15 protein-coding genes and 1 tRNA gene are annotated in these 17,548 nt (G+C 63.9%); 8 read left to right on the forward strand and 8 right to left on the reverse strand.

The genetic code is table 11. The features are described 5' to 3' along the window. Position 1: 1 nt before the first annotated feature. The 6 genes from IRI77_RS31720 (at position 2) to IRI77_RS31745 (ending at position 7,547) form a co-directional block, all read left to right on the forward strand. Complete coding sequence (locus IRI77_RS31720; RefSeq protein WP_194448956.1) at positions 2–2,173, forward strand: alpha/beta hydrolase family protein; 2,172 nt, start codon at positions 2–4, stop codon at positions 2,171–2,173. Positions 2,174–2,254: 81 nt separating this feature from the next. Further along, entirely contained in the window at positions 2,255–3,319 is a 1,065-nt protein-coding gene (locus IRI77_RS31725; RefSeq protein ID WP_194448957.1) for a LacI family DNA-binding transcriptional regulator, read from the forward strand. A gap of 24 nt (positions 3,320–3,343) precedes the next feature. Further along, the gene (locus IRI77_RS31730; protein ID WP_194448958.1) at positions 3,344–4,624 is read left to right on the forward strand and encodes an MFS transporter; all 1,281 of its coding nucleotides are present in this window, start codon (positions 3,344–3,346) and stop codon (positions 4,622–4,624) included. A 25-nt stretch (positions 4,625–4,649) separates the two neighbouring features. Continuing rightward, complete coding sequence (locus tag IRI77_RS31735; RefSeq protein WP_194448959.1) at positions 4,650–5,981, forward strand: Gfo/Idh/MocA family protein; 1,332 nt, start codon at positions 4,650–4,652, stop codon at positions 5,979–5,981. Between the two features lie 18 nt (positions 5,982–5,999). Then, the gene (locus IRI77_RS31740; RefSeq protein WP_194448960.1) at positions 6,000–7,373 is read left to right on the forward strand and encodes an aspartate aminotransferase family protein; all 1,374 of its coding nucleotides are present in this window, start codon (positions 6,000–6,002) and stop codon (positions 7,371–7,373) included. An 85-nt stretch (positions 7,374–7,458) separates the two neighbouring features. Then, positions 7,459–7,547, forward strand: a tRNA-Leu gene (locus IRI77_RS31745). A 28-nt stretch (positions 7,548–7,575) separates the two neighbouring features. On the opposite strand, the gene IRI77_RS31750 is transcribed toward IRI77_RS31745, so the two are convergent. From IRI77_RS31750 to IRI77_RS31770, 5 genes are all read right to left on the reverse strand, one after another. Then, complete coding sequence (locus IRI77_RS31750) at positions 7,576–8,061, reverse strand: YybH family protein (RefSeq protein WP_194448961.1); 486 nt, start codon at positions 8,059–8,061, stop codon at positions 7,576–7,578. 59 nt (positions 8,062–8,120) lie between these two features. Beyond that, positions 8,121–8,963 carry an RNA polymerase sigma factor gene (locus IRI77_RS31755; RefSeq protein ID WP_228486425.1) on the reverse strand — a complete coding sequence of 281 codons (843 nt, stop codon included), beginning with the start codon at positions 8,961–8,963 and terminating at the stop codon, positions 8,121–8,123. Positions 8,964–9,071: 108 nt separating this feature from the next. Then, complete coding sequence (locus tag IRI77_RS31760) at positions 9,072–11,021, reverse strand: trypsin-like serine peptidase (protein ID WP_194448962.1); 1,950 nt, start codon at positions 11,019–11,021, stop codon at positions 9,072–9,074. A gap of 197 nt (positions 11,022–11,218) precedes the next feature. Continuing rightward, complete coding sequence (locus IRI77_RS31765; protein ID WP_194448963.1) at positions 11,219–11,752, reverse strand: hypothetical protein; 534 nt, start codon at positions 11,750–11,752, stop codon at positions 11,219–11,221. 9 nt (positions 11,753–11,761) lie between these two features. Beyond that, on the reverse strand, positions 11,762–12,214 hold the full coding sequence (locus tag IRI77_RS31770; protein ID WP_194448964.1) for a DinB family protein: 453 nt from the start codon (positions 12,212–12,214) through the stop codon (positions 11,762–11,764). Positions 12,215–12,248: 34 nt separating this feature from the next. Here IRI77_RS31770 and IRI77_RS31775 point away from each other — a divergent pair, with 34 nt between their 5' ends. Next, positions 12,249–13,106, forward strand: coding sequence for a helix-turn-helix domain-containing protein (locus tag IRI77_RS31775; RefSeq protein WP_228486426.1), 858 nt, complete (start codon positions 12,249–12,251; stop codon positions 13,104–13,106). A 21-nt stretch (positions 13,107–13,127) separates the two neighbouring features. On the opposite strand, the gene IRI77_RS31780 is transcribed toward IRI77_RS31775, so the two are convergent. The 3 genes from IRI77_RS31780 to IRI77_RS31790 form a co-directional block, all read right to left on the reverse strand. Continuing rightward, a complete protein-coding gene (locus IRI77_RS31780) occupies positions 13,128–13,379 on the reverse strand; it encodes a hypothetical protein (RefSeq protein WP_194448965.1) in 252 nt (83 codons plus the stop codon). Between the two features lie 245 nt (positions 13,380–13,624). Next, positions 13,625–14,575 (reverse strand): helix-turn-helix domain-containing protein, encoded by a 951-nt coding sequence (locus IRI77_RS31785; protein ID WP_194448966.1) that lies wholly within the window; start codon positions 14,573–14,575, stop codon positions 13,625–13,627. 101 nt (positions 14,576–14,676) lie between these two features. Beyond that, entirely contained in the window at positions 14,677–15,351 is a 675-nt protein-coding gene (locus IRI77_RS31790; protein WP_194448967.1) for a hypothetical protein, read from the reverse strand. Between the two features lie 574 nt (positions 15,352–15,925). Between IRI77_RS31790 and IRI77_RS31795 the strand changes: the two genes are divergently transcribed. Continuing rightward, positions 15,926–17,542 carry an ankyrin repeat domain-containing protein gene (locus IRI77_RS31795; protein WP_194448968.1) on the forward strand — a complete coding sequence of 539 codons (1,617 nt, stop codon included), beginning with the start codon at positions 15,926–15,928 and terminating at the stop codon, positions 17,540–17,542. Positions 17,543–17,548 lie beyond the last annotated feature (6 nt).

Consider the following 17,548-nt stretch of genomic DNA (forward strand, 5'->3'; position numbering starts at 1 on the left):
CATGGCAGGCAATACGCGGCGATCGTTTCTGGGGGGTGCCCTGGGCGCCCCCGCCCTTCTCGCACAAGCGAATCTGGGCCGTGCGGAAGCCGGGTCGGGACAGCCGTTCCCCGGCGCCGCTTACCACCAATACTCGCGCTGCCTGCCGGACTATCTGCGTGGGCTGGCCGCCTCGGCCCGCCGGACGCGAGAAGCCGCGCTCGCGAAACTGACAACCCCCGCTGCGATCCAGCAGCGCCAGCGCTGGGTGCGGCAGACACTGGTGGAACTGATCGGATCGTTACCCGAGCGCACGAACCTGAATGCGAAGACGGTGGGTTCGTTTGAGCGGGCAGGCTACCGGGTAGAGCGGCTGGTCTACGAAAGCCGGCCGGACTTCCACATCCCCGCCAATCTCTACATTCCGGCGGGCAAACCGCCGTTTCCGGCCGTGTTGTTCCAACTGGGCCATTCCGGCAACGGCAAAGCGTACGACAGCTACCAGCGCGCCTGCCAGGGCCTGGTGAAGCTGGGATTCCTGGTGCTCTCCTTCGACCCCATGGGGCAAGGTGAGCGCATCTACTACCCCGGCGTCCCCGGTCAGCGCACGCGGCTGGAGGGCGGTGCCGATGGGGAGCACACCGTGCCGGGCCGGCAGATGCTGTTGACGGGCACCACCTCGACGCAGATGCAGCTTTGGGACGCCATCCGCAGCCTGGACTATCTGGCGAGCCATCCATTGGCGGATGCCACACGCCTGGCCTCGACGGGCCAGTCGGGCGGAGCGACGCTGACCATGCTGCTGTGCGCGGTGGACGACCGCTTGAAAACCGCCGCCGTGTTCAGCGGCAACACTGAGAACGTGGCCTGCCGGAACTTCCTGCCGCCCGGATCCACTGACGATGCGGAGCAGAACTTCGTGGGCTGCGGCCCCTTGGGTTTCGACCGCTGGGACCTGTTTTACCCCTTCGCTCCGAAGCCCCTGCTGATCTCAGTCAGCGATAAGGATAGTTTCGGTACTTACTCTCCGAACTATGTGAGCGACGGCTGGGAGGAATACCAGAAGCTGGCCGCGGTCTACAAGACCATGGGTGCGGCTGGGTCCCTAAGTTGGGCGGATACGCCGCTGCCCCACGGTCTCTCCTACGACAGCCGCCTGCAGATGTACAACTGGATGCTGCGCCACCTGAAGGGGGACCCGCAGGGCGTCACTCAGGAGCCGGCGGTTGCCCCCGAGCCCGACTCCACCCTGTGGGTAACACCGGACGCGAGCGTGATCAGCAGCTTCGGCGGCGCCACGCCGTTCAGCCTGACCAGGCAAAGGGCGGGCGCGATTGCACCTGCCCGCACGCCGGTATCCCTGGAGAAGCTGCTGCGGCTGGAGCGGCCCACGCCCTCCGCGCCGGTTTCCCTCCGCAAGGTGCCTTCCGCGCGGGGCGTGACGATTGAGGCTCTGGAAGTCCCTTGCGTGCCGGGCGTCGTGCTGCCCGTGTGGCAGTTTCATCCCAGCCAGGACGCTGGGCCGGGCCCTATCCTGCTGCTGCTTCATCCGGGTGGGCGCAATCGGGCATGGCATGAAGGTGAGCTCTGCCACAGTCTGGCGCTGGACGGCATGACGGTGTGCGCGGCGGATGTGCGCGGCATTGGGGACATGGCCCCCGAGTTCAGCCCTGGCGCGCCAGGGTATATGCGCGAGCACCAGGAGGAAGAGAACTACGCGTGGGGCTCGCTGATCCTTGGCCGTCCGTTGCTGGGGCAGAGAACCACCGACGTTCTTGCCCTGGCCCGGGCCTTGCGAACGGGCCCCGGCGGGAGAGGGAGACGCCTGGTTGTCGCCGCCTATGGTGCGATGGCCGTGCCGGCGCTCTGCGCGGCGTGTTTGGATCCAGGGATTGAGCGGCTCTACCTCGCGGGCGGTCTTTCGTCCTTCCGGAGCCTGGTCGAAACCGAGGACTACCGGCACTCCCTCGCGGACTTCGTGCCAGGAGTCCTCGGCCAGACGGATCTGCCGGAGCTTGTGGCGCAGTTGGCGCCCAGGAAAGTAGTCCTTGGCGGGATGGTGGATGCGGCCGGGAAACCGCACTCGCTCGAGGCTGGGAAGACGATCTATGCGGCGGCGCTCCAGCGCGGGCATGTGGAATTTCGCGCCGAGCCCGGGTGGAGTCTGGAGACACTGAGGGCGGTCTGCCGGTAGTGCGGAAAACGCATCCTATACTAAGAGGCGGCTTGGGTTGAAAGACTCGGAGACCATGTGGGTCAACGCAAGGAGTGAAGCGTGAAGAAGAGGCCGTCCTTTCAGGAGTTGGCGCAGAAAGCCAACGTCAGCACGGCGACAGTGTCGCGAATTGCCCGCGGGCAGGTGAACGTTGACGCAGCCATCAAGGAACGCGTGCGGCTGGCGGCGGAAGAGCTGGGCATCGATCTCGATCAGAGACGCAACGAGAAGTCCACGATCATTGCCTTCCTCCTGGCGAACAGGGACATCCTCCACAACTTTCAGGCCCGGATTCTCTTCGGAGCGGAGAACTACTGCTCGGCGCAAAGCAAGGAGCTGCTGTTCCTGACCCTTCGCTACTCGCCCACTGTGCCATCCCGCGACCTGCACCTGCCGCGCATCCTGAACCAGCGTGCCCTGGTGCGCGCGGTCATTCTGGGTGGCACCAATTCGCCCAACATGCTGGATGCGCTGCGGGAGCGGGAAATTCCGTTCTCCGTACTCGGCAACAACGTTCTGGGCGAGTGGGCATCGAGCGAATTCGACGCCGTCTATTCCGACGACACACAGGGCGCCTTCGATCTCACCGGCCATCTGATCACGGAAGGGCATCGGGACATCTGGTTTATCGGCGATAACGATCTGCCCTGGTATGCGCGTTGCGCGACCGGCTATCGCGAGCGCATGACCAAGTCCGGACTAATGCCCAGGTTCAGCGAGATTCACTCCGACGACCGCCAGTTGGGCTACCTGGCGATGAGGTCGATCCTCTCGCGCCGCGAGCCCGTGACGGCCGTCATCGCCGGTTCAGATCAGATCGCGCGCGGTGTCTATGAAGCGCTGCAGCAGGCCGGGCTGCGCATCCCGGCTGATATCAGTGTGGCGGGCTTCAACGACAGTGAGGCGGCGCTGATGGATCCGCCGTTGACCAGTGTCCGCGAGTTTCCTGAGGAGTTGGGCAAACACCTGGCGGAGTTCGTCCTGCGCAGGGTCCAGGAGCCCGATCGCGAAACTCAACAACTGACGATCCCCACCCGCGTCGTGGTGCGTGCCTCCACGCGTGCCATCTGGTCGGATAAGCCGGTCCCCGAGAGCAACGGAGCCGGGCTCACTTCGAACGTATAAATCCATGAATCGCGACGGCAGGCAATGACACAGCAGATTGAGGCGGCTCCTCCGGAGCCGGTGGCGGCCAGTCCGTCCGGGCGGCGCTGGTGGATCGTATGGGCCCTCTTCGGCTCGACGGTCCTGAACTACTTCAACCGGCAGACGCTATCGGTGCTGGCGCCGTTGATATCGCAGCAGCTTCACCTGAGTCACAGTGAGCTCTCGCGCATCTTCGCGGCGTTTCAAGTCTCCTACGCCTTGATGTGGCTGCTGGGCGGGATTGCGCTCGACATCGTGGGGACGCGGCTCGGGCTGTCGCTCGCGGTGATCTGGTGGTCCGTGGTGAGTCTGGCGACCTCGTTCGCGAACTCCGTGGCTTCGTTTGGCGTGCTGCGATTCCTGCTGGGCATTGGCGAAGGGTTCAATTGGCCGGGCGCCAGTAAGACGGTCGCCGAAGTGTTTCCTCCGCAGGAGCGCGGGCTGGCCGTCGCGATCTTCGACAGCGGGTCGAGCGTCGGTGGCGCGCTGGCGGCCTTCTGCATCCCGTGGATTGCGCTCCGGTTCGGTTGGCGATCGGCCTTCGCATTCTCCGGGATTCTGGGCTTTGCCTGGCTCGCCTGGTGGCTGCTCGTCTATCCCCGGCCGGTGAAGACACTGCAATCGGGGGCAGGCGGCGAACAGGCGTTTCTGCGTTCGATGCGGCTCTGGCTTCCTACCTTGAAGCGGCGGGAGACGTGGGCCGTGGTGCTGGGCCGTTCACTCACTGATCCTGTGTGGTGGTTCTACGTCTTCTGGCTGCCGCAGTATCTGAGTGACGCGCGCGGCTTCAGCCTCGAACGGATCGCTCTGTTCGCCTGGATCCCGTTTGTTGCCGCCGATGCCGGCAACTTCGCGGCCGGCCTGGTTTCCGGCTGGCTGATCCGGCGCAAGATGCCAGTGATGCGAGCCCGCAAGCTGGTCTGCGTCGTAAGCTGCATCCCCATGTTGGCCGGCATTCCAGCGGCGTCGGTGCACAGTCCCTTCTGGGCGCTGGCCCTGATCTGCCTGGCGCTGTTTGGCTACGCGAGTTGGTCGACGATGGGCCTGACCTTGCCTTCGGATCTATTCCCGCCGGAGGTGGTGGGCTCCGTGACGGGCCTCAGCGGACTGGGCGCCGGTGCGGTTTCCACGCTCTTCACTCTGTTGATTGGCGCACTGGTCGATCGGTTTTCCTACAGCCCGGCCTTTGTTGCGGCAGGACTCATGCCCTTGTTGGCGACGTTCATCATCCTTGTCTTGATCCGGCCGGACCAGGCGGCCAGCGCGGAACGTACTTCCGCATAGTCATCGAACTCCAGGGAGGCTTCCTATGAGCAATACAGTGACGAGAAGAGGATTTGTCGCGGCGGCGGTCGCGGCGCTGCCCTCCACTGCTCTGTCCTATTCGCGCATTCCCGGCGCGAACGACCGCATCCAGATCGGCGCGATTGGTTGCGGCCACCGCGCGTCCGGTCATCGCAAGATGCTGAAGAAGTCGCTGGCCACCGATCCGAAATTCGACTTCCGCAGCGTGTGCGACCTGTGGTCGGTCAATCGGGAACGCGCAGCTGACAGCGCGAAGCAGTTGTTTGGCGCGCGGCCCAAAACCTATAAGTACTCCGAGGAGATGCTGGCCGACCCCGAGTTGGATGCCGTCATGATCGGGACAGGCGACCACCAGCACGCCCGGATCCTGGCCGAGGTGGTGCGGGCGGGCAAGGACTGCTACTGCGAGAAGCCGATGGCGAACACACTGGAGGACGCCATGCTCGCGCGTGAGGCCGTGCTCAGCAGCAAGCGCGTCGTGCAGATGGGCTCGCAATGGCTGAGCGACCCCTACCAGCAGCAGGTGCGCGACATCGTGCGCAGCGGCAAGCTGGGCAAGATCGTTTCGGTCGACCAGAGTTGGAACTTCAGCGGGCCGCGCTGGCATGTGCCAAAGAATCCCGACGTCGCGGCGCTGAAGGAACAGGACACCGATTGGAAGCGGTGGCTTCTGGGCCGGCCCGATCGGCCGTTCGACCCGCGCGTCTACTTCGAGTTCCGCATCTTCAAGGATTTCTCGGGCGGCATTACGGATCAATGGTACAGCCACGGTTCCGGGCTGGCTCACTTCTATCTCGACACCTTCATTCCTGACGACACGATGGCCAATGGAGGCATCTTCGCCTGGCACGACGTGCGGGAGAACCCCGACACGCTGCAGATGGCCTCGACCTTTAAGGAAAAGCAGGTGCTCTACACCTACAGCACCACCTTCGGCAGCAGTTATGGCGATCACACGATCATCCGCGGCACGCGCGGGTCGCTCTATTCTCCGGGTGGAGAAGGCAGCCCGCAGTGGTGGTACATCGAGGAGAATCGCAGTGCCTGGGGTTCGAACGTCGTGTTCGATCTGCACAACGGCAAGGCGAAGCCTCAATTAGTGACGATTCCGGGCAGCACCGACACGCCGCCTGTCGACCAGGACGACGACCTGAAGTACCACACGGACAACTGGCTGCAGTGCATGCGCAGCCGGAAAACCCCGAACGGCAGCATCGAGACGGGCTTTGCTCACGCGGTGGCTGTCGTCATGGCGAATCGCAGCTACCGCGAGGGCCGCAAGATGTACTGGGATCGAAAGAACGAAAAGATCCTCGATCATCCGCCCGCCGCCTGAGTCCGCGGGAGAAGTTCTATGTCCAGAGAATACAGCACCATCGCTAGAAGTGTGCCCCGGGTTGAGACACGCTTTCGCAGAATCATCACGGAGTTCCCGGTTCCGGAATCGCTACCCGTCCTGGAGCGGCTGCATGAGTATGAACCCGTGGCCATGCGCGGCCAGCCGCCCGTGGTCTGGGACCATGCCGAAGGCTTCCAGGTTTACGATGCCTGGGGCAACCAGTGGATTGACTGGTCCTCGGGCGTCCTGATCGCCAACGCGGGCCATGCCCGTCCCGAGATCGTGGATGCGGTCGTGCGGCAGGCATCCTCCCATCTGCTCACCAACTACTGCTTCCCCAGCGCAAGCCGGGCTCGCCTGGTGGAGACTCTCGCGCAAGTACTGCCCGCCCCTTTGAAGAAGGTCTTCCTGCTGACGACCGGGTCCGAGGCCGTCGAATGCGCCATCAAGCTGTGCCGTACCTACGGACGCAGCAAGGGTGGCGGGCGGAAGAGTGTCATTGTCTCGTTCGACAAGGCGTTCCACGGCCGCACGCTGGGCGCGCAGCAGGCCGGCGGCATCCCGGTGCTAAAGGAGTGGATCGGTCACCTCGATCCGGGGTTTGTGCAGGTTCCCTTTCCTGACGGATTTCGCACGGAGGACAGCTCCTTTGCGGGCTTCACCCAGGCGCTCGAAGCAAACGGAGTGGCGCCACGCGATGTCGCCGGCGTGCTGATGGAGACCTACCAGGGCGGCTCCGCGTGCTTCGCGCCCCCTGAATACATGCAGTCGCTGCGGCGCTGGTGCACGGAACACGACGCGCTGCTGGTATGCGATGAAGTGCAGGCGGGCTTCGGGCGGACCGGGCGGCTGTGGGGCTTCGAGCATTACGGAATTGTCCCGGACCTGGCTCTGTTTGGAAAGGGCATCTCGAGTTCACTGCCCATCTCGGCCGTGGCCGGACGGCCGGACGTGCTGGACCTGCCGGCCGCGGGCAGCATGACCTCCACCCACACAGGCAACCCGCTTTGCTGTGCGGCTGCGCTCGCGTCCCTCGAATTGGTCCTCCGGGAAGATCTGGCGGGCAATGCGATGAGGATGGGCGCGATTCTGCACGGAAAGCTGCAAGCCCTGCAGGCTCGGTTCCCGCAGATCGGACAGATTGCCGGGAAGGGCCTGGTCGCCGGCGTCGCCTGCGTTCACCCGGGCACGAAGGAGCCAGACGGCGACTTTGCCTGGAACGTGGTGGAGCGCTGTGTCGAGCAAGGCGTGCTGATGTTCAGCCCCGTCGGCTTCGGCGGTGCGACGGTCAAGATCTCCCCGCCGCTCGTCATCCACGAGGAGGCGCTGCTGGAGGGACTCACCGTGCTGGAAGGGGTGTTCTCCGAGCTCTCCAGCCGCACTGAATGAAGACCCGTCGAAGATTTCCGGGGCCGCTGCTGGAGACGCCGCGGCCCCCAATGCTATATTGAGAGTCGGCCCTGCCTACACTTCAGCCGGAGTGGCGGAACTGGCAGACGCACGGGACTCAAAATCCCGCGACCTTTACTGGTCATGTGGGTTCGACCCCCACCTCCGGCACCACCGCCCAGCCAATCGTGTACCCGCCCGGCTAGTCAAACTCCAGCGGTTTCGCCAGCTCCGGCATTGTCAGCGCCCAGTGGGTGTGGATGATCTTCCACTGGCCGTTCTTCCGCCGGTAGACCTCGGTCGTGTTCCAGCGCGTGATATGCCCTTTGACGTGGCTGGCGAAGTTGAAGGTCAGCACGCCCATGTCGCCCGAGACGATCACCCTGGGATTGATCATCTCCCAGCTATCAACCTGTACTTTCCCCTGCGACTTGCTATAGAGCGCGCGCAGCGCGGGCAGCCCAACCAACCGGGTCTCGAGAAACGGATCGAAGTAATCGACCTCCGGATCCGATGCCTCCAGGAATCCGTCCAGGTCGCCCTTCGCCCAGCGGTCGAAGGCGGCGCGCTCCACGGCCAGGATCGCCTGTGCATCCTTGTCTGCCTGCGTGGCGGGTGCGCCGGAACCGCCGCCATCACCGGCCTCGGCGCAGATGAAGAGCAAAGGGAGCATTGCAAATCGAGTCATAGAAAGTTCTCCATACCTGTTGTGACTCCAGCCGGAGCGGCAGTGTGACAATCCGGCGTTCAATTCGGCGGATCCAGCGAGACGCTGGCCAGAGCCCGGCGCACCAACTCCCGCGGCGGCTCGACGAACGGTTGATCCTGATACAGCGCGGCATACAGGCGGTCTGAAGCCTCAATCAGCTCACCGCCCCGGCTGGAGGCCACCTCGCGCACCTTGCGGAGATGCCCGGTCGCGAACTGCAGCTTGTCCGGTTTCAGGTAGCCGCGCTCCATGAAGCCCCGTATCTTCTTCGGGCAGCGGCACGGATTTGATTCCTTGACCAGTCCGCATTTGCCATCCAGGAACGTGTAGAGATCCCGCCTGGCGCGTGCCAGGATCTGGCGGAAGTTGGCCGGCGTGATGCCCACCACCTCGGCACCGACTGAATCGCTCACCCCAAAGATTTCGCCCAGCGTGTACACCAGCCGCTGGCGCCCGTCCAGGCACAACAGCATCGCCGCCGTACACGACATCTTGGCTTCTTCAATCAGGATCTCCACCGGAACCGGCACGGTCCGTGGATCGGGAATTTCGGACAGTCCTACGGCGTCCAGATCTCCAGCGAACCATTCGAATGAGTAACAGGGGTCGGCTGCGGCCCACTTCTTCTTGAAGCTGAGAATGTGGTTCGTGGCCAACCGGTAGAGCCATGTGCGGAACTTGCTCTCCCCGTGGAAGGTGTGGATACCCCGCACCACCCGCATCAGGATCTCCTGCGTTGCGTCTTCCGCATTCTCCGCAGAGTACAGCATTCGCACCGCGATATTGTAGATCCAGGGTTGGTGGCGTATCACCAACTCCTCCAGCGACTGCCGGTCGCCGGTCTGCGCTCGCGCTACCAGTTCACGGTCTGCATCTTCCAAGTAATCGTCAGAAAGAGGCCTGGATATCACGTTATCCAGACTTTAGCACGAGGTGCCTGGAGGTGGAGATGGCCGCGCCACTCCACCCAGGATGAGGCTATTGCCTGGTTACTCTCCCGCCGGCGGCAGCGGCAGAAACTTCGTGGTCGCCTTCGCGCTCCAACGGGCTCCTGTCGCCGGTGAGAAACCGCTCAGCTCGATGTAGCGGTCCGCCTGCGAGGGTTGCAGATTCGCCTTGATCGTCGCCTGAATTGACCCGTTCGCGGCCAGGTCCGTGCTGCCCAGCAGGTCCTTGATGTGGTCCGAGTAGATCACCCCATCGATCTTCAGGGAACTGATCCGCACGGCGAAGCCGGCTTTCTCCTCCACCTTCAACTGGAACTCGAAGTTCGTTCCGTCCCGGCCCGGGGTATGCGCCACCACCGGATTCGGCAGCACGGCGGCGGTCACCACCGGCTTGCGCGAGGTTACGGTCACCGTGGCGGCGACAGATACCGGAGTCACCGGCAGCGAGGCCACTGTCACCGGGCCCATCGCCACCGTGGCGGTTGTGCTGAAGGTCCCGGGCACGGGCAGAGCCGGCGGAGCCGCCATGAACTCCACCGTCACCGGCTGATCCGCGCTCACAGTGCCCGTCCACACCGAGGGTGTCAGCCACGGAGCACCCGTGCTGATCTGGAATCCACGTGGCGTCGCTGAATCCGTCGTGATCACAACAGATTGCCGCGACGGCTCCTGGGCTACACCGTCCGCCACCGCGAAGCTCAGTTTCGCTTTGCTGGCCTTCAACGCCGGCGCCGGCACTTCCTCCAGAAACTCCCGGATCGTCGGGTAGATCAGCGAGAACTTGCCATACGCCGAGGCGCCTGGGATATCGCAGTAGCTGCCGCCATCGGCTGGGATCAAGCCATACGACAGGACGCCCACTACCTGCTGGTTTTCGTTTAGTAGCGGTGAGCCCGATGAACCCTGCTGAACCCGGCCGCCCGTCTCGGCGAACTGCAGGAAATTGTCTAAGGGGAACAACTGGCTGTCCAAGTACATCGCCCCCTTCTGATCCGAGTCGCGCGTACCGAACGCAATCCGCTTCCAATTGTTCGGCGGCGGCCCCGGGTGATGGATCGCCGTTACCTTTGAGCCGACGGCCGGATCCGTGGCGCTCCATCCCAGGAGATACGCGCCGGCTGGGGCTTTGGGCAGCTGAATCAGGGTAAAGTCCCCGCCGATGGCGGCATAGCTCAGGAGCATCGTCCCGCCGCTGATTTGAGTCGACGCCGCCCGGTCCGGCACCGGAGCCTCGCACTTGGAAGTCTGATAGTTCCAGTAGGTCACCATCGACCGGACTTCGGTCTCCGTGCTCATGCAATGGTTCGCCGTCAGGAACAGCGGCGCAAAGGCCGACCTCTTCGAGTTGACCAGTTCGCCCGAGCAGATGTAGACTCCGCCGTCGTCGGCCACAAAGTCCAGATTCGCCACGGCTTTTGCGGCATTCGAGAACTCCGAGTAGCACGAAACATCCAGTTGGCAGTACATCGGATCGTCGCTGCTCGCCGCCATGGGCCATTGGTGCGACACACGGTCAATGCGGAATGCCGGCTGGTCGTCCTGTTCGCCCACCCATTCCACCTGCAGTTCCGCCCCTTCGGCCGGATCCGACCAGAAGTCGCCGTCCCCGTAAGGACCTTTCCCTGTATAAGGACCCCCTGCGACCGTTCCATCCCCCCGCCGCAGCCACACCTCGCCCTGTCCGGCGTCAAAGTTCGCGAAATGCACACGCAACTTCACCGCGCCGGCCGACTCCACCAGCAACCGGCCATCCTGCCTGCCGTCGGCGAGTACCGTCCAGTCCAGTTTCGCCGGATCCAGGCCGTCCACGGCCCGCACTACGCCGGATTGGCGCGCAAATCCGCGTGGCTTCAGCGCCTGCTCCTTGGCTGAAAGGATGTTCAACCGCAACGCACTGCGCTCCGCCGGAGGCGCCGCCAAAGCAGCCGGAGCCGCCGCCGCCTGGGCCTGGCGTGTCCCGCCGGCCTTCTCGGACACCGGGGCGCCCGGCATACTCTGCCCGCAAAGCAGGGAGGCCGTTCCGCATGCAACAGACATCAGGGCAAAATGGAAAACCCGCATGTCTGTCCATCGACCAGACCCGGCCTGTGCTCCACGGACGCCGATACAATTCCAGCCCGGATCAGGTGTTTGCCTGAGGCGCCAGGGACGCCCTACCCTGCCGGGCGCGCCCTGGCGTCACAAATCGGTTACTTCACTCTTCTGGCCAGAAACTCGCCCTCCAGCCGCCAGGTCTCTCCATCAGGCTGTAGCGCCTCCCCCAGCCAGTGGAAGGACTCCTGCGTGATCTCTGTAAACCGCCAGCGCGTCACCGTACCATCCGGCCGGATCCCGAACTGCACCACGTCCCGGCCGCTCCGCCGCCCAATCTGCTCCTGGAAGTGATCCTGCATCGGATTCTTCCACGAGATGCGCCACGCCTGGATGGAAGCGTCCCACACCCGCAGCGTTGTCCCGTACATGTTGTTCACCCGGTCCGCTGAGGCCCGCTCACCCGGGCCCGGCATGATCCACACATCCTGGATGGCCCGCCCCTCCAGCACCCACCCGAAGTGCGCTTCGCCTGGAATGGACACGGGCACGCCTCGGTAGTGCCGACATTCCAGGTTCCAACTGCCCACCAGCCACCCGTAGGCATCGGCCTCCTCGGGGATCTCGGGCGACCGGCCTTGCGCACGCAACAGACTCAGGAAGTTGTTTCCCCGTTCGACTGCCGTTGTCATAGGTGCCTGCTAACTCCGCGATGCGGGTGGCACCACTCCGGCCAGCCGCGCATACACCGCCAATTGTCCATAGTGCTCGCAGATATGCTCGACGATCCCCTGGGCCTGGGCCGCCTTTTCCGCATCCAGGCCACCATTCAGGTCACGCAGCGCCGCCACCGCGTCACTCGTGCTCTCCGTCAGGCCTCGGATCGCCAGCGTCTTTGTCCCGTACTGAGACTTCGGCAGCTCATTCGCCGATCCGTCTGCCTTCTTGCCCCGGACCGTCTCCGCCAGGTAGAGATTCCAAAACGCCACGTGACGCAGCACGTCTCCAAACGTACGAGTCCCAGCGGCCGGCACGGTCTCGAATTTGCCTTCCGGATACTCCCGGGCCAACGCGGCCAGCTTCTCTCCTGACTCGGCCAACCGGTTGGTCAGTATCACGGCAATCGCCTGTTTTTCGGTGTTTTTGGCTGTCATACTAGTGTTGTAAGGCGGCAGAGGGAGCCGGATCTTGGCGAAAATTGCGGTGAAATCCAATCCCGGTGTCACCCCACCCCAGGCGCAGGTGCTGGCCCGCGGCGACGGCTGGTCTGTCTCCGAAGTCGTCTGCACGCTCGGCCCGCGCGACCGCCCCTTCGAGGAGCGCCACTCGTCCGTCTCCATCGCGATCGTCGCTGCCGGCAGCTTCCTCTATCGCTCCCACGCGGGCCGCGAACTGCTGACCCCTGGATCGTTAATGCTCGGCAGCGCGGAACGCAGTTTCGAGTGCAGTCACGAACACGGCACAGGCGACCGCTGCATCTCGTTCTCTTATTCGCCCGATCGCTTCGACCGTCTCGACGCCGCACCGCGGTTCCGGGCCATGCGCCTGCCTCCGGTCCGTCCACTCTCCCCGCTCATCGCCCAGGCCTCCGCCGTTCTCGCCGGAGCCGCTGGCCCTTCCTGGGAAGAACTCGGGGTCGAACTCGCGGCCCGCGCCGTCCAGTTGGATCGTGGCCAGTCCGGTCCGCCCGCCAGCGCCGGGCCGGGCGCGATCGCGCGAGTGGCCCGCGTCCTCCGGACCATGGAAAGCGACCCCGGCGCGCCGCACCACCTCACCACCCTGGCCGGAGAGGCGCGGCTGAGCCCGTTCCACTTCCTGAGAACTTTTCAGGAGGTCACAGGAGTGACTCCCCACCAGTTCGTGCTCCGGCAGCGCCTGCGCCGTGCGGCCCTCCGCCTCAGCACCGAGCCCGCCAAGGTCGTCGACATCGCCCTCGAATGCGGCTTCGGCGACGTCTCGAACTTCAATCGCAACTTCCGGGCCGAGTTCGGGCTCAGCCCCCGGGCCTGGCGCAAGTTCGGCCGCACGGTCTCTCGAACTGCCTGACAGTTTGGAGGCTGTGCCGGCCTATCGTTTCCGGAATGCCGCGGTCAATAGGGCAAACAGGCAGAGCGGGAGGCCGGCCGCCAGGCACAGGATGGCACCCAGCAACGGTATGGAGAACAGCAGGTTGTTCGCAATCGCGCCCACTCCGCCATTGGGGTCGCGGTTCAAATTCGCTATTGCCCAGATCAGGAGAATGGAGCCCGGGACCACCAGGTACAGCCCGACGCGGAACAGCACCGATTCGCGGAAGGCCGCCAGAAGCCGTTGACGCACAGTACGCAATACCCTCCTGGCCTCCGAGTTTACCGAGGTTGGCCCGGATCGAGCATCCTGCTCCGCCCCTGTCAGCGGTAGATCCGAATTATACGTATCCGCGACGGCCTTCCATTGCCCTTTGAGCTGCTACTTTCAGACCTCCAGCAGCCTACTGTTCAGCAACGGACACGTCATGGAGAGGACCTCCCAGTCTGGCCGATCATCCTACCATGACGTGCTCGCCTCACGCCGTTCGCGCGGCCCTACCGCGCCACTTCCACCGGCCGCCACGGAGCTACGGCCATCTCATACTCCGTCGGGCAGCCGAATCCTTCCACCTTCACGCCCAGGTCCCGCAGGATGCCCAGCGCCGACAGTCTCCGGTACGTGTTGAAGGTGATTACATGCGCGAACATGCCACCAAACGTAAACGTCTCCGCCGGTTCGCACAGGGCATCGATGAAGGTATCGTCCCATCCGCCCCGGCTCCGCACTTCCGCCAGGGCTCTCAGGAAGTTGCCGTCCGCCTTCTCAAACCGCGCCAGCAGCGCCGCCGGAGTCAGGTCCTCCGCACTCTTCTTCTCCTCCGGAAACTCCCCGCCCAGCAGCGCGGCCGCCCAGACCTCCTTGGTGTACACCAGCCGCTCCAATACCGCCCGCAGGCTCTCCGGCTCTTTCTCCCACGGCAGCAGCTTCGCCGGGTGTCCCAGCCGCTTGTCCAACTGTGCATCCGTCAACGTCGCCGCCGCCTCCAGCAGCCTCTTCGTATGCCATGTATCTGTACCCGAGAATCGATCGAACAGGTCCATTGCCAATGCTCCTTCAGATTTGGATCCCGGCGCCCAGAAATGGAATCCATTCGGCGCCGGCAGGTGAATCGGTTGCGCCCCCATCCGCCGGTACAGACTTGGCGAGATGCGGAACGCTTTGCGAAAGGCCCGGGTGAACGCCTCCAGCGAGCCGTAGCCGGCTTCCAGGGCGATCTCCGTCACTGAGAGCGTCGTACGGCTCAACTGCCAGGCCGCCCGCTCCAGCAGCAGCCGCCGTCTCATCGCCTCCGGAGTCTCTTCGATCAGCGCCCGGAATAGACGATAAAACTGTGTTCTGCTGCGAAGCGCGCGCCGCGGCAACTGGCCTCGGACGCTCTCTTCGTCCAGGGACTCCAGGACGACGGCGGACAGACGTTCCGCTTCGCGTTTGTCTCTCTCTGCCATCTCTGCAAGTCCCTCTCTGAGGAGAAATCTAGCATCCAGGGTAACTGCAAAACCTGATCGCCAGTCCCATTCTTGTGGAGGATTTTGCGCGGATGCCGCCGCTAGCGCGCCGGACCCGGGGCCCGCCCAAACCACTTCCTCAGCATCAGGTGCGTCGGCCACCACACCAGCACCGGCAGCCCGATCATCAGCAGCGCAAACCACGCCGGCTCTGGCATCCACGTCTGAGCCTTCGTCTCGCTGGGCCCGTAGACGTAATTGATGTTCACCGGAGTCAGCGGCGTCGGCAGCGGATCCCCTGGCTTCGGCATCACGAAATAGCACAGCAGCATCAGCGCCCAGGCCAGGGAACACCAGTAGGGCAGGGCCTTCGGGTGATAGCCCAGCCGGTAAACCAGATAGACCAGCAGAAACGGCAGCCACCCGTGGAACAGCGACAGGCCTCGCAGGAACAATGAATGGCCCGCGTCGAACATGTAATCCGTCATGCCCACCAGGGAGAGACCTACCAGATGGCCCGCGAAATCGGCCACCCATACTACCTGCGGAAGCAGGATCCCCACCGTCGGGATGCTGACCAGGAGCGCGTTTTCCAGCCACATGCCTGCCAGGGTCATGAACAGACACATGTCGCAGAAGTAGAGGAAGTTCGTGGGGCCGTAGTCGTGCCAGTAGACGGGCACCAGCACGGCCATGAAGGCCGTATACACGAGCTTCAGCCACATCGGAATCCGCGCCTGGCTCGCAGTCGGGAAGGATAATGTTGCAGTCGTCATTGGAAGCCCCAAACTCGGCCCGCAAGGCCTATGGAATGGGATCAATCATAGCAGCACCAGTGTCGATTGCTCTCTACGCTCTGCGAGCCCATTCCAAACTTCTCAAAACCTCAGAACCCGAGCGTGTCCCCCCAGCCCCCACCCGCACACTTCGCTCCTTCGCGTCGAACTCCGCATACTCGGCCGTGGCGCGCTCCCGGTTGACCGCCACAATCACTCCGCCCTCAGCCAAAACCCCAGCAACAGGCCGCGCATGGAGCATGGAGCAATCGGGTTTCACAACCATATCTCCTGCACCATCCCAGTAAACGTCCACGTCCAGCCGGATGGCAACTTCCTGCAATCGGCTTCTGTGCGGCCTTCCAGGGATCCGGTCCACCATCCGCTTTCACCGCTCCAATCCCGCGCTTGACAGCGCGTGGCCCAGTCGCAATACTAACGGCAGCGTGCGACAGGGCACCACCGGCCCGCGGCAAGGGAATCACTCCCACCTGCTTCCGATTCAGCCTGAGTGCGTTGAATCTTCTTTCAGCCTGTATCAGCGGGTCACAGGCGCAGATGAAAGGAGATTGCCATGTCCACCTTCAAGCTTCCAGCCCGCCCCTCGCTGGAATCCCTGCGCAAACAAGCCAAAAAACTCACCCGCGACATCGCCGCCGGCGATCCGGTAGCAATCGCCCGGGCGCAGGCCCAGGTGCCTCATCCTCAATTCCCTCTATCCCAGCGTACTGCCCAGTTGGTGCTCGCCCGCGAGTACGGCTTCGCAGGCTGGAAGGACTTACTTGAGGAGGTAAACCAGCGCCTCGGCGGAGGGCTCGAATGGGCCGCAACCGAAGCCCGCCGCATCATTCACGACAACGACCTCGAAGCTCTGCGCCGGTTGTTGTCGGAGCACCCTGCCCTCTTGTCCTGGACGACGGAGGAGGACGAAGGCGGTCTCCTCGGCATGGCGGCCGGCTCCTATGGCGACAGCCTGGATCCGGTCAGCGAGGAGCACTTCACGCGTCTCGCCTGCGCCGAAGTCCTGCTCGATGCCGGCGCAGTCGTCGCGCCCTCGGTCTGCGATGGCCTCATCAGTTCCCGCGCAATCAGGATGATCGACCTCTTCCAGCGCAGGGGCCTGTTTCCACGAACGCTCAAGTTCCTCGCGGCCCTCGGCGACGTCGAGGGTGTCCGCTCAGCTCTGGTCCTGAATACCGAGGGACCGGCCGCGGTGAACGAAGCCTTTAAGTACGCATGTCATCTGCGGCACCCCGGCTCCGCGCTGCTGCTGTTGGATCGCGCCATTGCTCTCGACGCGGAGTTGGGCCGGCAGATCGATAGCGGCCCGGGACGATCCGCCTTTGTTCAGTACTTCATCGAGAATAAACCCGAAGTCCACTCCACCGATCCTTTCGAGCCGTGGAAGGATTTTGTCCGGCAACAGGTGGAGCACGCGATGCGCGACGGCGACACGTCAACCTTCCTGGAGATTCTGAGGCGTGAACCGTGGCTGCTCTCCTCCGCGAACCTGAAATGCCAGGCGCGCTGGATCGAGGTGGCCGTACTGAACGACCGCGCCGCGATCCTGAACGAGCTGTTTGACCTCAATCCCGCGATACTGCACGCGCGGGTGCCGCCGCCCTCGCAAGTCATCGAATTCGCCTTCACCTATGTCAAGACGCACCTGCTCCCACTGCTGCTACGAATCTGGCCGCTGCCCGGCGATCTGCCGCACGCCGCCGGCAATGGCGATCTGGATCGAGTGAAACGCTGGTTCGACGCGGAGGGTAAACTCGCCCTAGGCAACCTCACTGACCATTTCCCCGCGAACACCAGCCGCTATCGAAGAGACCTTCGCTCCTGGTTCGGCAGGAGCGAGCCCGACGCGCAGAGGATTCTCGACACCGCGCTCGCCTGGGCGGTCCTCAACAATCACTTCGACGTGGCGGACTTTCTCCTCGCGCACGGAGCCGACATCAACACGAACTGGTGCTCCCACGAGCCTGCCAGCATCCTCCACGAGCTGGTCTGGCACAAGAACTACGAAGCCATGCAGTTCCTCATCGATCGCGGCATCGACATGACCATCCGCGATTTCCGCTGGAACGCCACCGCCGAAGGTTGGGCCGCCTTTGCCGCCAACGACGAGCAACTGGCTCAATGGCTGCGCGACGCCAGGCAGCAGCGTGAACGGGGGTCGGCCTCGTAACCGGGA

It is taken from the genome of Paludibaculum fermentans, assembly GCF_015277775.1.
Taxonomy (GTDB): Bacteria; Acidobacteriota; Terriglobia; order Bryobacterales; family Bryobacteraceae; genus Paludibaculum; species Paludibaculum fermentans.

Coding starts and splice junctions, on each gene's coding strand:
- IRI77_RS31735 (WP_194448959.1), top strand. CDS start 4,650: ATGAGCAATACAGTGACGAGAAGAGGATTTGTCGCGGCGGCGGTCGCG.
- IRI77_RS31765 (WP_194448963.1), bottom strand. CDS start 11,752: ATGACAACGGCAGTCGAACGGGGAAACAACTTCCTGAGTCTGTTGCGT.
- IRI77_RS31740 (WP_194448960.1), top strand. CDS start 6,000: ATGTCCAGAGAATACAGCACCATCGCTAGAAGTGTGCCCCGGGTTGAG.
- IRI77_RS31790 (WP_194448967.1), bottom strand. CDS start 15,351: ATGACGACTGCAACATTATCCTTCCCGACTGCGAGCCAGGCGCGGATT.
- IRI77_RS31795 (WP_194448968.1), top strand. CDS start 15,926: ATGTCCACCTTCAAGCTTCCAGCCCGCCCCTCGCTGGAATCCCTGCGC.
- IRI77_RS31760 (WP_194448962.1), bottom strand. CDS start 11,021: ATGCCGGGCGCCCCGGTGTCCGAGAAGGCCGGCGGGACACGCCAGGCC.
- IRI77_RS31720 (WP_194448956.1), top strand. CDS start 2: ATGGCAGGCAATACGCGGCGATCGTTTCTGGGGGGTGCCCTGGGCGCC.
- IRI77_RS31730 (WP_194448958.1), top strand. CDS start 3,344: ATGACACAGCAGATTGAGGCGGCTCCTCCGGAGCCGGTGGCGGCCAGT.
- IRI77_RS31750 (WP_194448961.1), bottom strand. CDS start 8,061: ATGACTCGATTTGCAATGCTCCCTTTGCTCTTCATCTGCGCCGAGGCC.
- IRI77_RS31770 (WP_194448964.1), bottom strand. CDS start 12,214: ATGACAGCCAAAAACACCGAAAAACAGGCGATTGCCGTGATACTGACC.
- IRI77_RS31785 (WP_194448966.1), bottom strand. CDS start 14,575: ATGGCAGAGAGAGACAAACGCGAAGCGGAACGTCTGTCCGCCGTCGTC.